Source organism: Afipia sp. GW822-FHT03D08, assembly GCF_058801645.1.
In genome coordinates this window covers 26208-48489 of record NZ_JBXANK010000003.1, presented here as the reverse complement: position 1 = coordinate 48489, position 22282 = coordinate 26208, and the positions used below count along the sequence as shown (strand labels likewise).

General features: G+C 62.3%; 23 protein-coding genes. 11 read left to right on the top strand and 12 right to left on the bottom strand.

Annotated features, from left to right (window positions below):
- Window positions 1–122 precede the first annotated feature (122 nt).
- The 7 genes from AC1RM7_RS19395 to AC1RM7_RS19365 all read left to right on the top strand — a co-directional run bounded on the left by AC1RM7_RS19395 (window position 123) and on the right by AC1RM7_RS19365 (window position 5906).
- Window positions 123–818, top strand: a complete 696-nt coding sequence (locus AC1RM7_RS19395; protein ID WP_024920272.1) for a cytochrome c biogenesis CcdA family protein — start codon at window positions 123–125, stop codon at window positions 816–818.
- Window positions 819–833: 15 nt separating this feature from the next.
- Complete coding sequence (locus AC1RM7_RS19390) at window positions 834–1391, top strand: thioredoxin family protein (protein WP_006023018.1); 558 nt, start codon at window positions 834–836, stop codon at window positions 1389–1391.
- A 113-nt stretch (window positions 1392–1504) separates the two neighbouring features.
- Window positions 1505–2908, top strand: a complete 1404-nt coding sequence (locus AC1RM7_RS19385) for a cytochrome ubiquinol oxidase subunit I (protein ID WP_006023019.1) — start codon at window positions 1505–1507, stop codon at window positions 2906–2908.
- A 5-nt stretch (window positions 2909–2913) separates the two neighbouring features.
- Window positions 2914–3927 carry a cytochrome d ubiquinol oxidase subunit II gene (cydB, locus tag AC1RM7_RS19380; protein ID WP_024920271.1) on the top strand — a complete coding sequence of 338 codons (1014 nt, stop codon included), beginning with the start codon at window positions 2914–2916 and terminating at the stop codon, window positions 3925–3927.
- A gap of 7 nt (window positions 3928–3934) precedes the next feature.
- Entirely contained in the window at window positions 3935–4066 is a 132-nt protein-coding gene (locus AC1RM7_RS19375) for a hypothetical protein (protein WP_006023021.1), read from the top strand.
- A gap of 141 nt (window positions 4067–4207) precedes the next feature.
- Complete coding sequence (locus tag AC1RM7_RS19370) at window positions 4208–4801, top strand: L,D-transpeptidase (RefSeq protein WP_006023022.1); 594 nt, start codon at window positions 4208–4210, stop codon at window positions 4799–4801.
- Between the two features lie 55 nt (window positions 4802–4856).
- The gene (locus AC1RM7_RS19365) at window positions 4857–5906 is read left to right on the top strand and encodes an amino acid ABC transporter substrate-binding protein (RefSeq protein WP_006023023.1); all 1050 of its coding nucleotides are present in this window, start codon (window positions 4857–4859) and stop codon (window positions 5904–5906) included.
- Window positions 5907–5974: 68 nt separating this feature from the next.
- Here AC1RM7_RS19365 and AC1RM7_RS19360 read toward each other — a convergent pair whose 3' ends face one another.
- Both AC1RM7_RS19360 and AC1RM7_RS19355 read right to left on the bottom strand, forming a co-directional pair.
- Window positions 5975–7114 carry an acyl-CoA dehydrogenase family protein gene (locus tag AC1RM7_RS19360; protein WP_024920270.1) on the bottom strand — a complete coding sequence of 380 codons (1140 nt, stop codon included), beginning with the start codon at window positions 7112–7114 and terminating at the stop codon, window positions 5975–5977.
- Window positions 7115–7241: 127 nt separating this feature from the next.
- Window positions 7242–8426, bottom strand: coding sequence for an acyl-CoA dehydrogenase family protein (locus AC1RM7_RS19355; protein WP_024920269.1), 1185 nt, complete (start codon window positions 8424–8426; stop codon window positions 7242–7244).
- Between the two features lie 196 nt (window positions 8427–8622).
- Between AC1RM7_RS19355 and AC1RM7_RS19350 the strand changes: the two genes are divergently transcribed.
- Together AC1RM7_RS19350 and AC1RM7_RS19345 are read left to right on the top strand one after the other, a co-directional pair.
- On the top strand, window positions 8623–9171 hold the full coding sequence (locus AC1RM7_RS19350) for a carboxymuconolactone decarboxylase family protein (protein ID WP_024920268.1): 549 nt from the start codon (window positions 8623–8625) through the stop codon (window positions 9169–9171).
- Window positions 9172–9228: 57 nt separating this feature from the next.
- Window positions 9229–9747 carry a VOC family protein gene (locus AC1RM7_RS19345; RefSeq protein ID WP_024920267.1) on the top strand — a complete coding sequence of 173 codons (519 nt, stop codon included), beginning with the start codon at window positions 9229–9231 and terminating at the stop codon, window positions 9745–9747.
- Here the strand turns inward: AC1RM7_RS19345 and AC1RM7_RS19340 are convergent, their stop codons facing one another.
- From AC1RM7_RS19340 to AC1RM7_RS19320, 5 genes are all read right to left on the bottom strand, one after another.
- Window positions 9748–11010 (bottom strand): MFS transporter, encoded by a 1263-nt coding sequence (locus AC1RM7_RS19340; RefSeq protein ID WP_024920266.1) that lies wholly within the window; start codon window positions 11008–11010, stop codon window positions 9748–9750.
- A complete protein-coding gene (locus AC1RM7_RS19335; RefSeq protein WP_492943915.1) occupies window positions 11007–11141 on the bottom strand; it encodes a hypothetical protein in 135 nt (44 codons plus the stop codon). Before AC1RM7_RS19335 ends, AC1RM7_RS19340 begins: the two co-directional genes overlap by 4 nt.
- Window positions 11142–11154: 13 nt before the next feature.
- Complete coding sequence (locus AC1RM7_RS19330; protein WP_024920265.1) at window positions 11155–11511, bottom strand: nuclear transport factor 2 family protein; 357 nt, start codon at window positions 11509–11511, stop codon at window positions 11155–11157.
- Window positions 11512–11654: 143 nt separating this feature from the next.
- Window positions 11655–12806 (bottom strand): hypothetical protein, encoded by a 1152-nt coding sequence (locus AC1RM7_RS19325; RefSeq protein ID WP_024920264.1) that lies wholly within the window; start codon window positions 12804–12806, stop codon window positions 11655–11657.
- Between the two features lie 278 nt (window positions 12807–13084).
- Window positions 13085–13738 carry a glutathione S-transferase family protein gene (locus tag AC1RM7_RS19320; protein ID WP_006023031.1) on the bottom strand — a complete coding sequence of 218 codons (654 nt, stop codon included), beginning with the start codon at window positions 13736–13738 and terminating at the stop codon, window positions 13085–13087.
- Between the two features lie 187 nt (window positions 13739–13925).
- Here AC1RM7_RS19320 and AC1RM7_RS19315 point away from each other — a divergent pair, with 187 nt between their 5' ends.
- Window positions 13926–15149, top strand: a complete 1224-nt coding sequence (locus AC1RM7_RS19315) for a polyhydroxyalkanoate depolymerase (RefSeq protein WP_024920263.1) — start codon at window positions 13926–13928, stop codon at window positions 15147–15149.
- A gap of 27 nt (window positions 15150–15176) precedes the next feature.
- Here the strand turns inward: AC1RM7_RS19315 and AC1RM7_RS19310 are convergent, their stop codons facing one another.
- From AC1RM7_RS19310 to AC1RM7_RS19295, 4 genes are all read right to left on the bottom strand, one after another.
- Window positions 15177–16346 (bottom strand): mandelate racemase/muconate lactonizing enzyme family protein, encoded by a 1170-nt coding sequence (locus AC1RM7_RS19310; protein ID WP_024920262.1) that lies wholly within the window; start codon window positions 16344–16346, stop codon window positions 15177–15179.
- Window positions 16347–16657: 311 nt separating this feature from the next.
- Window positions 16658–17077 (bottom strand): DUF1496 domain-containing protein, encoded by a 420-nt coding sequence (locus tag AC1RM7_RS19305; protein ID WP_024920261.1) that lies wholly within the window; start codon window positions 17075–17077, stop codon window positions 16658–16660.
- A 137-nt stretch (window positions 17078–17214) separates the two neighbouring features.
- Window positions 17215–18414, bottom strand: coding sequence for an ABC transporter substrate-binding protein (locus AC1RM7_RS19300; protein WP_006023036.1), 1200 nt, complete (start codon window positions 18412–18414; stop codon window positions 17215–17217).
- A 140-nt stretch (window positions 18415–18554) separates the two neighbouring features.
- Window positions 18555–18821 carry a DUF7662 domain-containing protein gene (locus tag AC1RM7_RS19295; protein ID WP_006023037.1) on the bottom strand — a complete coding sequence of 89 codons (267 nt, stop codon included), beginning with the start codon at window positions 18819–18821 and terminating at the stop codon, window positions 18555–18557.
- A 76-nt stretch (window positions 18822–18897) separates the two neighbouring features.
- Here AC1RM7_RS19295 and AC1RM7_RS19290 point away from each other — a divergent pair, with 76 nt between their 5' ends.
- Window positions 18898–19773: an SDR family oxidoreductase gene (locus tag AC1RM7_RS19290; protein WP_024920260.1), complete on the top strand. Its 876-nt coding sequence runs from the start codon at window positions 18898–18900 to the stop codon at window positions 19771–19773.
- A 175-nt stretch (window positions 19774–19948) separates the two neighbouring features.
- Here AC1RM7_RS19290 and AC1RM7_RS19285 read toward each other — a convergent pair whose 3' ends face one another.
- Window positions 19949–22279: a xanthine dehydrogenase family protein molybdopterin-binding subunit gene (locus tag AC1RM7_RS19285; RefSeq protein ID WP_024920259.1), complete on the bottom strand. Its 2331-nt coding sequence runs from the start codon at window positions 22277–22279 to the stop codon at window positions 19949–19951.
- Window positions 22280–22282: the final 3 nt, after the last annotated feature.

The following is a 22282-nucleotide window of genomic DNA, read 5'->3' as shown; positions in this document are numbered from 1 at the left end:
ACGAACACGTGACGCCGGCCGCCGGTAACGTCCCCGGCCGCCTCCCCGAAGACTCCCCCGAACCCATCTTTTGTGGCCGCGCCACTCATGCGCGGCGGCTTCGACTTTCGGCGGATCTCATCGTGCTCAATCTTCTTCTCGCGGCGCTTGCCGGCGTCATCACCATCGCGGCCCCCTGCACATTGCCGGTGCTGCCAATCCTTCTTGGCGCTTCGGTCGGACAGACAAGCCCGCTCCGCCCGGCATTCATCGCCGCCGGTTTCGTGGTCGCATTCTCCATCGTTGCGCTGGCGCTCTCTGCGCTGACGCGCCTGTTCGATTTCGATCCGAGCGTCCTGCGTGACGGCGCAGCCGTGCTGCTTGCAATCTTCGGACTGCTGATGATCTGGCCCGCGCCATTCGAGTGGCTCTCGATCCGGTTTGCCGGACTGACGCAGCAGAGCGCCACGCCGCGCGATCGTCAGGGACTGCTCGGCGGCTTCATCCTCGGCACCACGCTGGGACTGGTGTGGACGCCGTGCGCCGGACCTGTGCTCGGGTCGATCCTCACCGTCGTCGCGACCTCCAAGGACACCGCATGGGCCTCGCTGCTGCTGGTGACCTATGCCATCGGTGCTGCGATCCCGATGCTCGTTATCGCCTACGGCGGACAGGCCGTGACCGCACGCGTGCGCAGCCTCGCGCGGATCGCGCCGCGCCTGCAGCAGGGTTTCGGGGTGATCGTGATCGCGTTCGCCGCCGCGACCTACTTTCAGTACGACACGCTCGCCGTGGCGTGGCTGACCCAGCTTTATCCAAACGGCCAGACCGGCCTGTAACTCAAGGAGAGAACCATGCGACATTTCACCAGAATGCTTTCGGTGGCCGCACTCGCGCTGATGGCCTCGACATTGCCCGGCCGTAGCGATGAAGCCGCAGCGACCAGTGGCGCTGTTCAAGTCGCGGAAGCCACAACGACTGCGCCCGAATTCACCGGCCTCGGCAACTGGTTCAACTCGCAACCGCTGACGCTCGCGAGCCTGCGCGGCAAGGTCGTGCTGGTGAATTTCTGGACCTACGGCTGCGTCAACTGCGTCAACACCCTGCCGCACGTCACGCAGCTCTATTCCAAGTACAAGGACAAGGGCTTCGTCATCGTCGGCATCCACACGCCGGAATTTCCGTTCGAGCATTCGTCGAACAACGTCCAGGCCGCACTGAAACGGCACGGCATCACCTATCCGGTCGCACAGGACAACAAGTCCGCGACATGGAATGCCTACCGCAATCAATACTGGCCGGCACAGTACATCGTCGATCAGTCCGGCCGGATCGTCTACAGCCACGCCGGTGAAGGCGCCTACGACGAGATCGATCGCACCGTCGGCAAGCTGCTGAACGCCAGCAGCTAAATGCCGCAGGCGCGATTGCGCCTGAGCCATGCAACTTTGTGCACCGCGGCGGTTATCAACATCGCGGTGCACATGCTATAGAACTTCCGGATTGAGCATACCGGAGGTCCGCGATGTTCGAGGGTTTCGACGCCATCACTCTGGCGCGCTTGCAGTTTTCGTTCACGATGAGCTTTCACATCGTGTTTCCGGCCTTCTCCATCGGCCTTGCAAGCTATCTCGCCGTCCTTGAAGCGCTGTGGCTATGGACCGGCCGCGAAGTCTTCATCAACCTTTTCAATTACTGGCTGAAAATTTTCGCCGTCGCCTTCGGCATGGGCGTCGTCTCGGGCATCGTGATGTCCTACCAGTTCGGCACCAACTGGTCGGTGTTCGCGGACAAGACTGGCCCGATCATCGGCCCGCTGATGGCCTACGAGGTACTGACCGCGTTCTTCCTGGAAGCAGGCTTTCTGGGCGTCATGCTGTTCGGGCTCAAGCGGGTCGGCCACAGGCTGCATTTCTTCGCGACCATGATGGTGGCCATCGGCACGCTGATCTCCGCGTTCTGGATCCTGTCGGCCAACTCGTGGATGCAGACGCCGACCGGTTTTGCGATGAACTCGCAGGGACAGTTCGTCGCCGCCGACTGGTGGAAGGTGATCTTCAATCCGTCCTTCCCCTATCGCCTCGTCCATATGGTGCTGGCGGCATATCTCACCACCGCCTTCGTGGTCGGCGGCGTCGGCGCCTATCATCTTTTGAAGAATACGCGGCTCGAGGGAGCCCGTGTGATGTTCTCGATGGCGATGTGGATGGCTGCACTGGTGGCCCCGATCCAGATTCTCGCCGGCGACCAGCACGGCCTCAACACGCTCGAGCATCAGCCGGTGAAGGTGATGGCGATGGAAGGACACTTCCAGAGCCATCCGAACGGCGCGCCGCTGATCCTGTTCGGGATTCCCGATCAGGACGAAGCGAAGGTGAAATATGCAATCGAAATCCCGAAGGCCTCGTCGCTGATCCTCAAGCATTCGCTCGATGCGCCGCTGAAAGGCCTCGACACCGTGCCGCGTGAGAACTGGCCGAAGGTCGGACTGGTGTTCTGGTCGTTCCGCACCATGGTCGGAATCGGATTTCTGATGCTGGGCGTCGGTCTGTTCAGTCTCTACGCGCGCTGGCGCGGCATCCTTTACGAGTCGCGCTGGCTGCATCGCTACGCGCTCGCCATGGGCCCGGCGGGATTCATTGCTGTCCTGGCCGGCTGGGTGACGACAGAAGCCGGGCGACAGCCGTTCACGGTTTACGGCCTGCTCCGTACGGTGGACTCGGCATCGCCGCTGGATGCACCTGCGGTTGCGACCTCGCTGCTCGCCTTCATTGTGGTTTACTTCATCGTGTTCGGCATGGGTGTGTTCTACATTCTGCGACTGATGCATGAGCCGCCGCATCATGGCGAAGAAGGTCCCCGCGCGGACACGCCCGCCCGCGCCGCGGGCATCACGCCCGCACAGGCCGCTCACGCAGGACAGGGGTGAACGCCATGGCCGGATTCACATTCGACATCGCAACACTCTGGGCCTTCATCATCGCCTTTGCCGTCTTCATGTACATCGTGATGGATGGCTTCGATCTCGGCCTCGGCATGCTGTTTCCTTTCTTCCCGAAAACGGAAGACCGCAACGTCATCATGAATACGGTCGCTCCGGTGTGGGATGGCAACGAGACGTGGCTGGTGCTCGGCGGCGGCGGCCTGATGGCGGCATTTCCGCTGGCCTACGCGATCCTGATGCCGGCGCTGTATACGCCGATCATCGCCATGCTGATCGGGCTGATATTCCGCGGCGTCGCCTTTGAATTCCGCTGGCGCACCAAGAGCGAGCGTAACCGCTGGGACATCGCCTTTGCCGGCGGCTCGCTGGTCGCGGCGATGGCGCAGGGCATCGCGCTCGGTGCGATCCTGCAAGGCATTCATGTCGAAGGGCGTCATTACGCAGGCGGCTGGTGGGATTGGCTGACGCCTTTCAGCATTCTCACGGGCTGTGCTGTCGTCGCCGGCTATGGCCTTCTCGGCGCAACCTGGCTTGTCATGAAGACCACTGGCGAACTGCGTGAGCATGCCTATCGGCTGAGCTGGTACCTGTTGGTCGCCACCCTGATTGCCATCATCGTCGTCAGCCTCGCGACGCCGTTCCTTCAGGCAGACTACTGGAGGCGCTGGTTTCAGTGGCCGAACATCCTCTTCACCGCGCCGATTCCGATTGCGGTGGCGGCGATCACGCTGTTGTTGCTGAAGAGTCTCGCGAGCAAGCAGGACTACCGGCCGTTCATTCTCTCGCTGGTCCTGTTCGGCATCACCTATGCCGGTCTCGGCGTCAGCATGTATCCATATATCGTGCCGCAGAGCATCACGATCTGGCAGGCGGCGGCGCCGGCCAACAGCCTCAACTTCATGATTTTCGGCGTCGCGATCCTGGTGCCGACTATCCTCGCCTACACCGCATGGGCCTACTGGGTGTTCCGCGGCAAGGTGCACGCCGACAGCGGCTATCATTGAGGTGAGTATGACCTCGCCGCCCGAACAGCCTCGCCCCCTGGCGCAGCGTCTGCTGTGGTTCGCGGCGCTGTGGCTGCTGGGGACCGGCACCGTTGCCGCTTTCGCCTACGTCCTGCGGCTCTGGATCGCGCCGCACTGATCGCGGACGATCGCCGATTTTCAGATATATTTTAAGGATTTACGACGCATGGTCGCCCGCCTTCGAGCGCGTGTCACTTGCCAGCGGAGCACGGCTAAGGTTTGATGCGCGCGGGGCACGAATTAACGCGGGATTCTCGACATGAACATCATCCGCTCTCTCGCTCTGGCAGCGGTCGCCGCCAGCCTGTTGTTCGCGGCGCCTCACGCCTTCGCGCAGGGCCGCGAGATGAACATCGGCGATCAGCCGGGATACATTCCCGATGACGAAGAAGTCTCGCCGGAATTCAAGCGTACAGCGGTTTTCTTCCGTACAACGGAAGCACCGGGCACCATCATCATCAGCACCTCCGAGCGCTTCCTCTATCTGGTGCAGGGCAATGGCCGCGCGCTTCGCTACGGCATCGGCGTCGGCCGCGAAGGATTCCAGTGGCAGGGATTGCAGAAGATCTCCCGCAAACAGGAATGGCCGGACTGGACGCCGCCGCCGGAAATGATCGCCCGTCAGCCTTACCTGCCGCGCTTCATGGCAGGCGGACCGGGCAACCCGATGGGCGCGCGTGCGCTTTATCTCGGCGCCACGGTTTATCGCATTCACGGCACCAACCAGCCGCAGACCATCGGCAGCGCCGTGTCGTCGGGATGCTTCCGCCTGGTCAATGCCGACGTGACCGACCTCTACGACCGCATCCCCGTTGGCACCAAGGTCATCATCCGCCAGCGGCCCGAAATCTGATCCCCCGATCACGCTCTTTCCTTTTCGCACGCATACTTGGAAGCGAGATTCATACATGTCCCTTTTTCCGCGCACCTTTGCCTCCGGTCTCACGCTCGGAGTTGTCATCGCGGTTGCCGTCGCCGCCGCCGCGATCGCGTACGAGCGATACGATACGCGGACATTGAAGCGGACCGTGAAACGCGACGCCGTGCTCTGCGGCGTCAACACCGGACTGCCGGGCTTTTCGATCCCCGATGATAAAGGCAACTGGTCCGGCTTCGACGTCGACATCTGCCGCGCCGTCGCCGCCGCGATCTTCAACGATCCGAACAAGGTGAAGTTCATCCCCCTCGACGCGAGCGAGCGTTTCAAGGAATTGCGCAATCGCAAGGTCGACATCCTGTCGCGCAACTCCACCTGGAGCATGTCGCGCGAAACCGAGTACGGCCTGAACTTCGCAGCCGTCGCCTATTACGACGGTGAAGGCTTCATGGTGCGCCAGTCGCGCAACATCACCTCCGGCCTCGAACTTGACGGCAGCAAGGTCTGCGTCCAGGCCGGCACCACGACCCAGCTCAATCTCGCGGACTATTTCCGCGCCAACAACATCAAGTATCAGGAACTGAATTTCCCGACCCTGGACGATGTCCTCAAGGCCTATGATTCCGGCCAGTGCGACGTGCTCACCACCGACGTGTCGCAGCTCTATGCGCTGCGGCTGCGGCTGACCAAGCCGGCCGAACACGCCATCCTGCCGGACGTGATCTCCAAGGAACCGCTGGCGCCGGTGGTGCGGCAGCGCGACGACGAGTGGCTGCTGATCGTGAAGTGGACGATCTACGCCATGCTGAACGCCGAAGAGCTCGGCGTCACGTCCAAGAACATCGACGATGCACTGAAGTCAAAGAAGCCCGACATCATGCGCCTGCTCGGCACCGAAGGCGCCTACGGTGAGGAAATGGATCTGACGAAGGATTGGGCCGCGCGCATCATCCGCCACGTCGGCAACTATGGCGAGGTCTACGACCGCAACGTCGGCGAGGGATCGAAGCTCAAGATTCCGCGCGGCCTCAACCAGCTCTGGAACGCCGGCGGCATCCAGTACGCGCCGCCGATCCGGTAACGCGCACTCTCCTTGATCAAGGTTGTGATGGCCGGGTTTGTCCCGGCCATTTTCTTTGAGCGGCCCGCTCAGTAACCCTTCATCCGCGCCAGTTGCTCGGCATGATAGGCACTGTCGCCGAAAAGCTCCTGACATACTCGTGCACGCTTCATGAAGAAGCCGATGTCGAAGGCGTCCGTCATACCGACGCCGCCATGCATCTGCACGGCCTCCTGAACGGCCAGGGTCGCGGTCGTCCCGGCTTTCGCCTTGGCGACGGCCACCGCGGCACCCGCAGCGTCGAAATCGCCGTCCAGCGTCTGCAACGCCTTCATCACGGCGGCCTTGGTGATTTCGATCTCGGTGTAGAGATGCGCGGCACGATGCTGCAGCGCCTGGAATTCACCGATCAGCTTGCCGAACTGCTTGCGCTCCTTGAGGTACGTCACGGTGCGCGTGAAGGCTTCCTCGCTGAGGCCAACCATTTCCGACGCCACGGCGGCGCGGCCAACATTGAGAATGCCTTCGAGCAGCACGCCGCCCTGATCGACTTCACCGAGAACGCCGTCCGCCGTCACCTCGGCATCGTTGAACACAATGCGCGCGGCGTTGTGCGCATCGACCATCGCGGTGCGCTCGATCTCGATGCCTTTGCTCCTGGGATTGACCAGAAACAACGTCAATCCCTCGCGGTCGCCGCTCTCGCCCGCGGTGCGGGCCGCGACGATCAGCAAATCGGAGGCGTGGCCGTCAACCACGAAGGCTTTCGCGCCCTTGAGCCTGAAGCCATTGCCGGAGCGCACGGCCTTCATCGCCGTCTTGGAAGGACGATGCTTGGCGCCCTCGTCCACTGCGAGCGAGGCAATCAGTTCGCCCTTGGCAATCTTCGTCAGGTATTCCGACTTCTGCGCACCGTTGCCGCCGCGCGTCAACGCTGCCGCAGCGACGACACCGGTCGACAGAAACGGCGACGGCATCAGCGTATGGCCGATTTCTTCCATCACCACGCCGGCCTCGACATAGCCAAGCCCGCTGCCGCCGAATTCTTCCGGCACCAGCAGACCCGAGAAACCCATCTCCGCGAATGTCTTCCACAACTCGCGCGAGAAACCGGTTTCGTCCCTTGTGTCGCGCAGCTTGCGCAGATGCGCCACCGGCGCCTTGTCGCTGATGAGACCGCGCGCGCTGTCACGCAGCATTGACTGTTCTTCGTTGAGGACGAGAGCCATAGATGTTCCAATCGATACAGATAAACCTGAGTTGATGCAGACTGTCATTGCGAGGAGCGAAGCGACGAAGCAATCCCGCTTTGCTCAAGGATGGATTGCTTCGCTTGGCTCGCAATGACGAAGTGTTTTAGGCGCCGGGCAGATCGAGAATGCGCTTGGCGACGATGCCGAGCATCACCTCGCTGGTGCCGCCCTCGATCGAGTTCGCCTTGGTGCGCAGCCAGGTCCGCGCCGTCAATCCCTCGCGAGAGCGTTCGCTTTCCCATTCCAGCGCATCGACGCCGCCGGCCGACATCAGGATTTCGTACCTGCGCTTGTTCAACTCGGTGCCGTAATACTTCAGCGCCGATGAGTAGGCCGGATGGCCCTGCCCTGCTTTCGCAAGATCGACCGCGCGCTCGGCGGCGCAGGCCATCGCGGCCTCGTCGATATCGAACGCCGCGATCTGACTGCGCAGCATGGGATCGTCCAGTTGGCCGCGCTCATCGACGCCGATGGAATTCGCCGCCACCTGACCCAGGGGCCGGGCGCCGCGGCGCTCGCCCACTTCACTGATCATGGAGCGCTCATGCTGGAGCAGATATTTCGCGACGTCCCAGCCGCGATTGACGGTGCCGACCACATGCGAACGCGGCACGCGGACGTTGTCGAAGAAGGTTTCGCAGAACGGCGACTTGCCCGAGATCAGAAGGATCGGCTTGGTCGAGACGCCCTTCGAGGTCATGTCGAACAGGATGAAGCTGATGCCGTCATGCTTCTTGGCGCTGAAGTCGGTCCGCACCAGGCAGAAGATCCAGTCGGCGAAATTCGCCATCGAGGTCCAGATCTTCTGGCCGTTGATGATGTAGTCGTCGCCGTCGACGTCGGCGCGTGTCTGCAACGAAGCCAGATCCGAACCCGCGTTCGGCTCAGAGTAACCCTGGCACCAGCGGATCAGACCCGCGGCGATCTTCGGCAGATGCTCGCGCTTCTGCGCATCGGTGCCGTATTTCAGCAGCGCAGGTCCAAGCATCCAGATGCCGAAGCTCGACAGCGGAAGCCGCGCGCCGATCGCCGACATTTCCTGACGCAGGATTTTCGTTTCCTCCGCATTGAGACCGCCGCCGCCATACTCCTTGGGCCAGTCCGGCACGGTCCAGCCCTTGTCGCGCATCCGCTCGAACCAGAGGCGCTGCGGCTCCGATGAGAACGTGGTGTTGCGGCCGCCCCAGAACACGTCGGCTTCTCCCGTCACCGGCTTGCGCATCTCGGGCGGACAATTCGCTTCCAGCCACGCCCGCGTTTCGCTGCGGAATTTTTCCATATCGGCCATTCGATCGTTCCTCGGGCTGATGGGCCGCGGCGCAATGGGCGCGGCTTTGTTTATTTTCCGGGCCGGACTGTACTGTCCGCTTGGCGGATTTCAATATCTCGCTGGCGCGAAAGCCTCACTCGGTACGATATGGTAGCCATGCACGACAGCCCAGCCCATACCTGCGCACTGCCGCGTTTAAAACAGAGGAGCCGCCATGCGCCTGAAAACGCTTTCGCCTAGCGAAATGAGCGACGATCAGAAAAGCATCTTTGAAGAATCGGTTTCAGGCAAACGCGGCACAGTCACGCCGCCTCTGCGCGCATGGATTTACGCGCCTGAAGTCGCGCGGCATGCCAGCCGGCTCGGCGCGTTCCTGCGTTACGACACCACACTCGGGCCGCGTCTGTCCGAGTTGGCCATCCTCGTGACCGCACGGCAGTGGAACGCGCAGTACGAATGGTATGCGCACAAAAAGATGGCGCTCGCGGCGGGACTCGATCCGAACATCATCGCCGCCATCAATCATCGTCACGTTCCGGATTTCAACGACCGGAAGGCACAGCTCGTCTACGAATTCAGCGAATCGCTGCACGAAAATCACAACGTGCCAAAGTTGCTTTACACGGAAGCCGTCGAAATGCTCGGCGAAGCCGGCGTGGTCGAACTGGTCGGCCTGCTCGGCTACTACGCGCTGGTGTCGATGACGCTCAACACCTTTGAGGTCGAATTGCCCGAGGGCGAGACCTCCGATCTTGTACCATGAGGAAGGCACTCATACATCGATGAGAGCAGCGCATCGATACAATCGGAGAGACCTGGTATGTCCGGAGAAACCAAGGCGGCATCGACGTCTTTCAAACCGATTGCGGCAGGCACGCGGATCGGCCATGTGCACCTGAAGGTCGCGGACCTCGACCGCGCGCTGGGTTTTTACCAGGACGTGCTCGGGTTCGAACTGATGCAGCGCTACGGCGATCAGGCCGCGTTCATTTCCGCGGGCGGCTATCACCATCACATCGGCCTCAATACATGGCACAGCAAGGGCGGAAGCCCGCCGCCGGAAGGCACCACTGGATTGTTTCACACCGCGATCCTCTATCCGACACGCGCGGCGCTGGCCGATGCGCTGCACCGGGTGCTGTCCGCCGGCATTGCGCTGGACGGCGCGAGCGATCACGGCGTCAGCGAGGCGCTTTATCTGCGTGATCCCGACGAGAACGGCGTCGAGCTTTATCGCGACCGGCCCGAGGCCGAGTGGCCACGGCACCCGGACGGAACGCTGGCGATGTTCACGCACCGCCTCGACGTCGAGGCGTTGCTGCGCGAGCGCGAGGGCTGATCAAATCGCCTTCGGCGTTTTTGCACGAACCAGCACGATCGCCGCGGCGATCAGTTGCAGCGCCGCACAGGCATAGAACGGCACGGTGTAACTGCCGAACGCATCACGGAGCAGCCCTATCATTCCCGGACCGAACGCATAGGTGAACTGACAGATCGCCGTCACCAGGCTGACCAGCACGCCGAAAGCGACTGCGCTGAACTCCCGCTGTACGATGATCGACGGCAGCGTGATCATGTTGCCGACCGAGAAGCCGAACACCGCGCTGGCCGTGAACAGCGCAGCTTCGTTCCGGGTGTTGATCATCACGATCAGGGCGAGCGCCTGACTGACCGCCGAGACCGCCGCAGCCTTGCGCTGATCCATGCGATCGACAACAAGACCGAACAGGACCCGCCCGATCACCGCCATCGCGGTCATCAGCGCCACGGCGATGCTGGCGCGTTCGCGGCCCATGATCGGATCGAGAAACGAAATCTGATGCACGATGAAGCCGACCTGCGCGACCAGCAGCAGCGAAAACGGCACCGTGATGGTCCAGAACGAGAGGCTGCCGAAGGCAGCATGTCGTATCTCCGCGATCGAGCGCACGGCCGGCGCGGGCTCGGCGGCAAACACATCTGCCGGCGGCATCGCGCGTTTCGGCAGCCGGCCCACCCAGATCAGTATGGCGGGGATCGCCAGCGCCATGATCACCAGCGCTGCGCCGATCGACGTTGCAGGGAAGCCGAATTTGCCGATGGCGCCGACCAGTAGCGGCACGCCAATCACACCGCCGCAGCTCGCGCCGTTCAAGGCGAGGCTGATCGCCATGCCGCGCTTCTTGTCGAACCACAGCCCCAATGTGTTGTTGATCGCAGCAAGGCTGGTCCCCGCCCAGCCGAACGCGATCAGCGCATAGGCAACGTATAATTGCCAAGGCGATGTGATCTGCCCGACCATCACTGTGCCTGCCGCGATGGTCACAATGCCGCCGATGAGAAGACGGCGCGGTCCGAGCGTGCGGATCGCCTCGCTGACGAACACGACCAGAACCGCGCTGAACAGATAGTAACAGGTGGTCGCCGTCGAAATCAGTGAAGCCGGCCATCCATGAAGGCGTTGCAGTTCGGCAAGGTAGACGCCCTGACCATAAAAACCGGCAGCCCAGGCGAATGTCGCGACAAGGAAGCAGACCCCGACGACCGGCCAGCCCTCATAGCGGATCGATGACTCGTCGACGATCTTCCCGTCGGCGGCGGGACCCGCGTGAGGTGCATTCATAGTCCGGCGTTCCCTGAAGGAGCTTGGCGCTCTTCTTTTCTGCCGATTCCGGCAGCAATGACGTCATCTGTCAGGATGCGGATCACGGCGTCAAGCGAGACATCGTCATCGCCCGCATGACAGCCGGTCATGTCACGCGTGGGCTTACGCCTTCGCCGCGTTGTAGAAGAACCGCTCGCGGAAAATCCTGTCGCCGCGCCATTCCTGCATGGCGATTTCATCGACGTGCAGAGTTTTGCCGTCGAGACCAACAAGATCGAAGTTCCAGTGGATCATGACGTGATCGCCCTCCACCACCGACACCAGCGCCGTGGAGTGGACCTCTTTCATTTGCGCAAGGATGCCGCGCTCATGCGCCACCAGCCCGTCGCGGCCGACCCGCGGCGGCGCGGTGTTCTCCTGCATGCTGGCATCTTCGGTGTAATAGTGCTCGATGGCGCCGGCGTGATCGCCGCTCTCGACCACTGCAATGAATTCGTCAACGCGCGCACGTGTCGGCATCTGTGTTCCCCGGTTTATCAGCCGGAAACACTTAAGCACGCAATGTACAGAACGCTACGGGACGACGCTCCGTGTTTGTTGCAGTTTCGTGTGCATCACACGCACAGGCCTGGCGTTGGCGAGTGACGCGTTCAGCCAACGGCCTACTTGTATAGATAACCGACCGGCTGGCCTTCGGTGCGGAGAGGACGGACATCCCTGCCCGTGATGATTTGACCGGCCAGACCATCAATCTCGTCACGCTGCGTCGGCGTCCAACTGCGAAGACTGTCCATCCCCTTGAGAAGGCCAAGTCGCAGGACTTGCGTATTTTCGCCGACACCGACGAGAGAGATCGTGTTCTTGCTCGCAGTCACCACATCGCCGGCCGCAAGCTCGAGAGTCTTGCCCGCACTGTCCTTGAATTCGGCCGTGCCGCGAATGACGCGATAGATCACAACCTCGCCCTTCGTGAGAGAGGCTGCGTCCGCTGTTGCGGACGTACTCTTGGGCAGGAGCGAGTGGCCGCGCGGATCGGTTGCGACGATGTGGCCGGTGACAAGATGACCGCTCGGAATCTCGATTCCGATATCGCGCACATAAACAGGCATGGCCGACTTGATGAGACTGTCGGATGAGCCAGCCGCCAGCGGTTTGAACAGCGCATCCAGCGCCAGCGGGTCCTGAAGCCAGAAGCCGGCATCGGCCGGGCGATCATGCAGCGGATGGCTCCAGGCCACACGCGGCGTTTCATCTTCATTGATCTGATCCGGGCCCACGATGGTTGGATTGGGAAATGTCGTGGGATCGGTAATGAAGGCTTCAAGAAATTTTCCGGAGTAGCCCATCGAAATCGGATCGGGGGCCACGGTCTGCGGCGTCTTCAGATTCTCCTCCGTCGACAACCCCGACCATGTGTAAAAGAGCTGACGATGCACGATCGCACTTTGCAGCATCACCGCGCCGGGGCCGACGTTGTAAAAACGCCCATCGTAATCGAAGGTGAACATGCCCGACGTGACCAGCACGAGCTGGAAGCCGCCCGGCGGAAGATGAAGATGGAAATCGGTGGGGCCTGTATCCGGGAGATAGATCGGCAGGTTTGTCGCGACTTCATGGAGTAGGAAGGCTTCGTTGTTCGCATGGAAGCCTTCGTCCGCGCGGCTGTAGAGCGCCTGCGGGCGATACGTCGCCTCGTATGTCGTATCCTTGTGGCGATCGATGGCGACGAAGCTCTGGGTGTTCAGACGAATGGGGGCACCGTTCGGGCGCGTGAGACCAGACGGTTTTGAACCGACCGCAGCATGTACATTCATAGCATCCTCCAATCCGGGCGACCGGCGCCGGCGCAGTTGCTTCTGCAATGCATCATGCGAATTCCACGCCAGCACCCGCATCGTGAGCGGTCACGGTGTGCGGAAGTTTTGCGCAATCAAGGATGTGGCTGAGTCCGTGCGGGATTCAGCCCGGCGACGATGTAAGGCTTGGCCGTCGCGCAGCGCGCCGCCTCTGGCATCCCAGAAAAGCGCTCGTTCAGGCAGGCACGCGCGGCCGCAACCGGCCCAGCGATCAGGCAGTTGCGCGGGGCCTTTGCCTAATATTCCACCTCGAGCTCTTCGATTTCCGCCGGCTCCTGCCGCGCAGCCTCAATCCACTCCTGCATTTCAGGAAGGGCGATCACCCGTTTTGCGTAAGCAGCCAGCGACGGGCTGATCTGCACATCGTAGGTCAGGAAGCGCGTGACAACCGGTGCATACATGGCGTCCGCCATCGACCGATGTCCGAACAGGAACGGGCCGCCGGATTTTTCCAGACAGTCGCTCCAGATCGCGCAGACCCGATCGATGTCCGCCTGCGCCCGCGACCAGATCTTGAAGCCGGGAAAGTGCCCCTTGATGTTGACCGGCAGCGACGAGCGCAGCGCCGTGAAGCCCGAATGGATCTCGCCGCAGATCGACCGGCAATGCGCCCGCGGAATGCGTTCCGACGGCAGTAAACCCGCTTCCGGCATGAGATCGTTGAGATATTCACCGATCGCCAGCGTGTCCCAGACCACCGCCCCCTCATGACGCAGGCACGGCACCAGAATCGACGACGACAGCAAAAGGATTTCCGCCCGGGCCGACGGATCGTCCGCCGCCGTGATGATCTCGTCGAACTCGAGCCCCGAGAACTTGGTCAGCAGCCAGCCTCGCAGCGACCATGAGGAGTAGTTCTTGCTGCTGATGGTCAACGTGGCCTTGGCCATGGTCGCTCTCCTAACGCCTGCACATCAAAGAGGCGGATCGCACTTTTCCGCCCGGTCATGCCCGCGCCTGCCTGTTGTTTAAGCGCTTGCTCCTTTTACACACAGCAAACGACATGCCAGTCCGAATGGCCGATTGACGGGGCTCTGGCGTCAAGTTTGCATGGCACAAAGCAAGGGAATGTGCCGGATGTCTCCAATGATGTACCAGACCTATCAGAACACCATGGACATGACGGCCCCGTGGCGAACTGGGGCCTCAACAGCGCTGTCCTATCTGAAAATGCTCCCCGAGGGTTTTTCGGACAAGGTGTTCGGCCGCCTCGCCGCCACGCTCGAACTGATGTCGCGCAGCTCGCTGACCTACAAGCGGCCGGAATACGACATCAAGCCGGTGGCGGTCGGCAACCGGGAATGGCCGGTGATCGAGGAAGTCCCGTTCGCGACGCCGTTCGGCTCGCTGCTGCATTTCAGGAAGGACGGCGCGCCGGACCAGCCGAAGGTTCTGCTGGTCGCGCCGATGTCGGGTCATTTCGCGACGCTGCTGCGCGGCACGGTGCAGACGCTGTTGCAGGATCACGATGTCTACATCACCGACTGGCACAATCCGCGCGACATCCCGCTCGATCAGGGCAAGTTCGGCCTCGACGAATATACCGAGCATCTCATCACCTTCATGGATCAGCTCGGCCCGAAGTCTCACATGGTGGCGGTGTGCCAGCCGTCGGTGTCGGCGCTGGCGGCCTGTGCCATCATGTCGGAGGACAATCATCGCGCGCGCCCGGCGAGCCTCACCTTGATGGCAGGACCGATCGATACGCGCATTGCGCCAACCAAGGTCAACGAATTCGCAACCTCGAAGCCGCTGAAGTGGTTCGAGGACAATCTGATCAACTACGTGCCGATGCAGTGCAAGGGCGCCTTCCGCAAGGTCTATCCCGGCTTCATTCAGGTCACCGCCTTCGTGTCGATGAATCTCGAACGGCACGTCAAGTCGCACAAGGATTTGCTGGAGCATCTGGCGAAGGGCGAAGTCGAGAAGGCCGACACCATCAAGACTTTCTACGACGAGTATTTCGCGGTGATGGATCTGCCGGCGGATTTCTACATCGACACCATCCGCGATGTCTTTCAGGAACACCTGCTGCCGCAGGGTAAGCTCACCTACAAGGGACGCGCGGTGAACCCGGCCTCCATCAAGAAGATGGGCCTGATGACGGTGGAAGGCGAGAAGGACGACATCTGCTCGATCGGGCAGACGCTGGCGGCGCAGGATCTCTGCACCGGTGTGCGCGCCTACCGCAAGGTGCATCACATGCAGGCCGGCGTCGGCCACTACGGCGTCTTCAGCGGCCGCAAGTGGAATACCGAAATCTATCCGCTGCTGCGGGATTTCATCCACGTCAATGCGTGACGGCTTCGCCGGAGGGACGGGCCCACGCTACTCCGCCAGCGCTTTCATCTCCCTGTAGAGATCGGATTTGCCCTCGAAGCCGATGCCCGGCAGGTCGGGCATGGTGATATGGCCGTTCTCGACCCGCACCCCATCCGGGAAGCCGCCGTAAGGCTGAAACAGATCCGGATAACTCTCGTTGCCGCCAAGGCCGAGACCTGCTGCGATGTTCAATGACATCTGATGCCCGCCATGCGGGATGCAGCGCGACGGCGACCAGCCATGGGTCTTCAGCACATCGAGCGTGCGCAGGTATTCGCAGAGCCCGTACGACAAGGCGCAATCGAACTGCAGCCAGTCGCGATCCGGCCGCATGCCGCCGTAGCGAATAAGATTGCGCGCGTCCTGATGGCTGAACAGATTTTCGCCCGTGGCCATCGGGCCGGGATAGAATTCGGCGAGCGCCGCCTGCAGCTGGAAGTCCAGCGGATCGCCCACTTCTTCGTACCAGAACAGCGGATACTCGCGCAGCATCTTGGCGTAGGCGATGCCGGTCTCCAGATCGAAGCGGCCGTTGGCATCCACCGCAAGCTGCGCCTGATTGCCGATCTCTTTCAGCACCGCCTCGATGCGCTCCTGATCTTCCGCGATCGATGCACCGCCGATCTTCATCTTCACGACATTGTAGCCGCGATCGAGATAGCCGCGCATCTCGTCGCGTAGCGCCGACAGATCCTTGCCCGGATAGTAGTAGCCACCCGCCGCATAGACGAACACGCGCGGATCGGCCTTGCGATTGTGGCGCTCCGCCAGCAGGCGAAACAGCGGCTTGCCGGCGATCTTCGCCACTGCATCCCAGATCGCCATGTCGATGGTGCCGACCGCGACCGAACGCTCGCCGTGGCCGCCGGGCTTCTCGTTGGACATCAGCGTCGCCCACGCCTTGTCGGGATCGATGTTGCCGCCCGACGAATCCAGCAGCGTCTTGGGATCGGCCTCAAGCAGCCGCGGCGCGAAACGTTCGCGGATCAGCCCGCCCTGCCCGTAACGTCCGTTGGAATTGAAGCCGTAGCCGACCACACGCTTGCCGTCGCGAACCGCATCGGTGACGACAGCGACGAGGCTGGTCGTCATCTTCGTAAAGTCGATATAGGCGTTGCGGATCGGGGACGAGATCGGCTTGGTGATTTCGCGGACATCGACGATACGGACGGACATGGACAGCTAACTCCGGTCTTTTGCCTTCGCTCTCTTGCGCGCGATGTCTACGCCAGAAGGCGGAAAGTTCAAGCGAAACACCGATTTTTTTGCCACAGCCGGGTTCTTTTCCGCGGTTCCGCCCGCCTGGTTGAGAACGTGCCGAAAGCCCGAGATGCCATGCCGGAACGCAGGACGCATCCTATTGCTTCTGCGGCAACGCTTTCGGGAAATTCGGCAAGTCCGATGGCTGCAACGCCACGTGCACCGGCAACCGCGACGAGACAGGCGGCGGCACCTGGGCCAATGCGATCTACAAGGTCAACTGATCTCTACTCGCAGAACCGCTTTCCGTCCGTATAAAAGCAGAACGGCGAACTATCCGTCGGCGGCGAAATTTCCCGGGCGATGTTCCGGCGATTCAAGATTGTGCGCCGCTGATATTTAGAGAGACGCGGCGCCGGCGCCGTGCAGCGGCTGCTGAGTTGTTCGTCCGTGACATTGATCCAAACAGCTTTGGCGCCGTCGACGGTGCAGGTCTGCATCATGGCCTTCTGCACACAGACGTTCGCACCCTCGCTGTATTTCCTGTTGTTGTAGAGACACAACAGCGCGGCAGGCTTCGGATCGGCGGACGCCCTTTGCTCGACCGTATTCTTTTGTTCAGTCGATGGCTTTTGCTCCGGCGGCGTTTGCGCCGCCGCAGGCACACCGAACAGGACAAGAAGGCAGACCGAGAGGGCGCGGATCATTCTCTCTCTTTAGCGCAGGGCGGCCCGGCAAAGAAGGCGACCGCCGCGAAAATGCATAAAGAAAACAGCTTCAAATATCGCCAATTGAAGGATCGTATCCGGTCCGGCAATAAGCCGGACCGGATATCGTGGTCGTCTTACTTGGTCAGCGGACAGCCGCTTTCCTTCGCGGTCGGGAACGCCTTGTCGCCCGGCACCACCGCCAGTTCCTTGTAGTAGTCCCAGGGCTTCTTCGACTCGGACGGCTTCTTGACCTCGAACAGGTAGAGGTCGTGAACCATACGGCCGTTTTCGAGCACCTTGCCGCCCTGCGCGAAGTCGTCATCGACCGGCAGTTCCTTCAGCTTCTTGGCCACCGCTTCGGTGTCCTTGGTGCCAGCCGCCTTGACGGCCTTCAGGTACTGCAAGGTCGCAGAGTAGGTGCCGGCCTGAATCATGTTCGGCATCCGGCCGGTGCGCTTGAAGAACTTCTCACCGAAATTGCGCGAGCGCGCGTCGCGATCCCAGTAATAGCCTTCCGTCAACACCAGGCCCTGCGCGGCTTCCAGACCGAGGCCGTGGACTTCTGCCGCCGTGAGCAGCAGTCCGGCGAGTTTCTGGCCGCCCTTGACGATACCGAATTCCGCCGCCTGCTTGATCGAGTTCGTGGTGTCGAGACCGGCATTGGCGAGCCCGATGATCTTCGCTTTCGAGCTTTGCGCCTGCAGCAGGAACGAGGAGAAGTCGGCGGTGTTCAGGGGAATGCGAACCGCGCCCACGACCTTGCCGCCCTGCTGGGTGACGAAGTCGCCGGTGTCCTTTTCCAGCGCATGGCCGAACGCATAGTCCGCGGTCATGAAGAACCATGTGTCGCCGCCGGCCTTCACCAGCGCTCCGCCGGTGCCGTAAGCGAGCGCGCGGGTGTCATACGCCCAGTGGAAACCGTAAGGCTGACAGGCATCGCCGCTCAGACGCGAGGTCGCAGCGCCGACCACGATGTCGATCTTCTTCATCTGCTTGGAGAGATCATGCACCGCGAGCGCAACCGACGACGTGGTCAGCTCGGTGATCATGTCGACGTTCTCGACTTCATACCAGCGGCGCGCGATGCTGACGCCGAGGTCCGGCTTGTTCTGGTGATCGGCGGAGACGACTTCAATCTTCTGGCCAAGCACCGAGCCGCCGAACTCCTCGACCGCCATCTTGGCTGCTTCAAAGGACCACTTGCCGCCGTAGTCGGCATAGACGCCGGACTGATCGTTGAGAATGCCGATCTTGACGCCCTGCTGCGCGAAGGCCGGCAGTGCCGTTGTGAGGCTGAACGCCGCGACCGCTGCGGCCCAAAACTTCGATGTCATATTGCGCTCCCAGTTATTCTTGTTTGAGAGGCCTTTATAGCGGGATCGGGTTTGCGCGGGGCATTGAACTTTCGCATCGGCTCTGTGCGGGACATGCAAAAGATTTTGCGGCGCACAAGGAATATTCGCAGCCCGCGGATTCAGCCCCTGAACCGGCCGGCGGAAAGCTTGCGAAAACGCACGCCCTTTCCATCCGCGAGCCGGGTTGCCTCATAGCCTCCGTCGCGGATCGCGTCCCGTTGCGGGCGCGCGTTTTCGGGGTTGCGCTCCTTCTCCCACCATGACGCCCGCTGCGACGCGCGCGGCAGCGCGAACCCCAGCAGATCTTCGATCTCCTCAAAGCTCAGCACGAGTTCAGTCTTGGTCTGCTGCGAGAGATACTCGCGGAGCGGGTCGTAATCGCCCAACTGCGGGCTCCGTCATTGAAAAGCGGTGTCTGAGCCGATAGGTACGTCGCATCGCCTCTCTTGAACAGGGCTTTTCGTGAATCTGTTTATCTTCGGCCTCGGCTTCAGCGGCAGAACCATCGCCGAACGCCGCCTCGCGCGTGGCGACACCGTAACCGGCACGGTGCGGTCACACGACAAGGCGCAGGCCCTGTCCGCCGCAGGCATTCCCGCGCGGGTGTTTGGACCGGACGGCCGCGACGGCGCCATCGATGCCGATCTAGCGGGGAGCGAAGCGCTGCTGATTTCCGTTCCGCCGGGCACCGGCGGCGATCCCGTGCTTGCCGCTTACGCCAGACAAATCGCCACCGCGCCGAACCTGCGCTGGATCGGCTATCTCTCAACCATCGGCGTTTACGGGGACCACGGCGGAGCATGGGTCGATGAACAAACGCCCGCGACGCCGACCAATGCGCGCTCGATTGAGCGCGCCGCCGCCGAACAGGCGTGGCTTGCCTTTGGCGCCGCGAACAACATTGCCGTACAGATTTTCCGGCTCGCGGGCATCTACGGTCCCGGCCAGAGCCAGCTTGTGCAACTGGCGCGGGGAACCGCACGCCGGATCGTCAAGCCCGGACAGGTGTTCAACCGCATTCACGTCGAGGACATCGCGCGCGCGGTCGATGCGTCGCTCGACCGGCCGCGGCCGGGCGCGATCTACAACGTCACCGACAACGAGCCCGCGCCGCCGCAGGATGTGGTCACCTTCGCCGCTTCGCTCTGCGGAGTCGCGCCGCCGCGCGAGATCAGCCTCGATGACGCCGGCCTGACCGAGATGGGCCGCTCGTTCTATGCCGAGAGCAAACGCGTGCGAAACGATCTGCTGCGCAACGAACTGGGCGTCACGCTCGCCTATCCGACCTACCGCGAAGGATTGACCGCCTTGCGCGCGGCCGGTGAAGGGCCGGGCTAGAGCAGCTTTGGTAAAAATGTCGGCGCATCCGCGGTGCTCTCCCTCTCCCCCGTGGGGAGAGGGTTGGGGTGAGGGGATCTAAATCCATCGAGAGATTCTACGCCCTCACCCGACTTCGCTGACGCGAAGTCGACCTCTCCCCACAGGAGAGGTGGGCTGAACGATAACCCCTACCTCACGCTGCCTTCGTGGCTTTGGCCTGCTGGATCGCATTCCAGATTTTCACCGGTGTCAGCGGCGTCTGCAGCGACGTGATGCCAAGGTCGCTGAGCGCGTCCATCACGCCATTGACGATGCAGGGCGGACCGCCGATGGCGCCGGATTCGCCGCAGCCTTTGGCGCCGAGCGGATTGGTCTTGCACGGCGCGGAATCATCGAGCGTGACGTCGATATGCGGCATGTCGCTGGCGCGCGGGATACAATAGTCCTGATAGCTCGCCGTGAGCAACTGGCCCGAGGAATCGTACACCACGCCTTCATAGAGCGCCTGTCCGATGCCCTGCGCGACACCGCCGTGAACCTGACCGGTGACCAGCATCGGATTGATGGCGACGCCGACGTCATCCACCGTGGTGTAGCGCACCACGCGGGTCACGCCGGTCTCCGGATCGATCTCGACTTCGCAGATATGCGTGCCGTTCGGCCAGGTCGGACCGTCCACCTCGCCCTTGCTTTCGACACTGAGGCGCGAGTCCTTCTCGTCCTTGGCGAGATCGAACAGACTGACACGCCGGTCGGTGCCGACCACCGTCAGCACGCCATCACCGTACTCGATGTCGCCGACAGACGCTTCGAGCACATGAGAGGCTTTTTCGCGCGCCTTCTGGATCAGATCCCCAGCCGACACGACTGTGGCGGTGCCGCCGACGAACAGCGAACGCGAACCGACGCTGCCGCCGCCCGTTGCCTTGTCAGTGTCGCCCTGGATAACATCGATGCGGTCGAGCGGAATGCCGAGCGCGCCCGCCACCATCTGTGAGTAACTGGTCTGAAGTCCCTGCCCCATCGCCTGGGTGCCCGACTGCAGCACGATGCGACCCTCGGCGGTCGCCGACAACGTGACCTTTTCGGTGTGCACACGGCCGCCGGTCCATTCGATGTAGCTGGTGAGACCACGTCCGTAGAGCAGGCCCTTTTTCTTCGCGGCTTTCTTGCGCGCGTTGAACCCATCCCAGTCCGCGAGCTTCGAGGCGCGCTCCATCATGTGCGCGAAAGCACCGCTGTCGTAGACTTCGCCGACCGCGTTCTTGTAGGGCAGTTGCGACGGCTTGATGTAATTCACCTTGCGGATCTGGCGCGGGTCCATGCCGATCTGCCGGGCGGCGGCATCCATTAATCGCTCGACGATGAACACCGCTTCCGGCCGTCCGGCGCCGCGATACGGGCCCGTCGGCGCGGTGTGAGTGAGCACCGCCTTGATGTCGAAGTGAACCAGCGGCAGATCATAAACGCCGGTGGCGACGAACGGTCCGAGCACCAGCGGAATAATCACGCCCGCGCCGGTGAGATAGGCACCGGTGCCGCCGAGCGAGCGCACACGGAACGCCAGCACGCGGCCCTTTTCATCGAGCGCGAATTCGCCGGTCGATGTGAGATCGCGGCCATGCGATCCGCCGATGAAGTCGTCGATGCGGTCGCCGCGCCAGCGCACCGTGCGCTTCAGTTTCGTGGCCGCATAAGCGACGATGCCGTCTTCGGGATAGAGATTGACCTTGTGGCCGAAGCCGCCGCCGATATCGCCGACCATCACATGAACGCTGTCTTTCGGACGCTTGAGCACAACGTCTGAAAGAATGTCGCGCGTCGCGGTCGGCGTCTGGCTCTGGACATGCAGCGTGAGACGGCCGGTCTTCTTGTCGACCTCCGCCATGGTGCTGCGCGGCTCCAGCGCGGACGGCACCAGCCGCTGGCTGGTGATGTCGAGCGAGACAACGTGTTTGGCCTTCGCGAAGGCGGCTTCCGTTGCAGCCGCATCGCCGTAGCTCATGGCGGCGGCGATATTGTCCGGCGCATCCGGCCAGACCACAGGCGCACCTGGCGCCAGCGCATCGGCCGGACTGACAACTGCCGGCAAGATATCGTAATCGACGACGATCGCCTCGGCGGCCGTCTGCGCATCGGCACGTGATGGGGCAAGTACAGCCGCGACCGGCTCGCCGGCAAAGCGGACAACATCGTGCGCCAGCAAACGCCGCGGCGGCGCGGCCATCGGAGAACCGTCGGGCCGCTTGAAGATCGGCAGGGTCGGGATGGTGCCGATATCGTCCGCGACCAGATCGGCTCCGGTATAGACGGCGGCAACGCCCGGCATGGCCAGTGCTGCGCTGGTGTCGATCGCGGTAATCCTGGCGTGGGCGTGCGGCGAGCGCAGCACGTAAAGCCACAACGCGCCGTCCTGCGCCTTGTCGTCGATGAAATGTCCTTGCCCTGTGAGAAGCCGCTGATCTTCGAGGCGCTTGACGGATTGGCCCGCACCGAAGCGCAGGTTGGAGGGCAGAATGTTCATCGG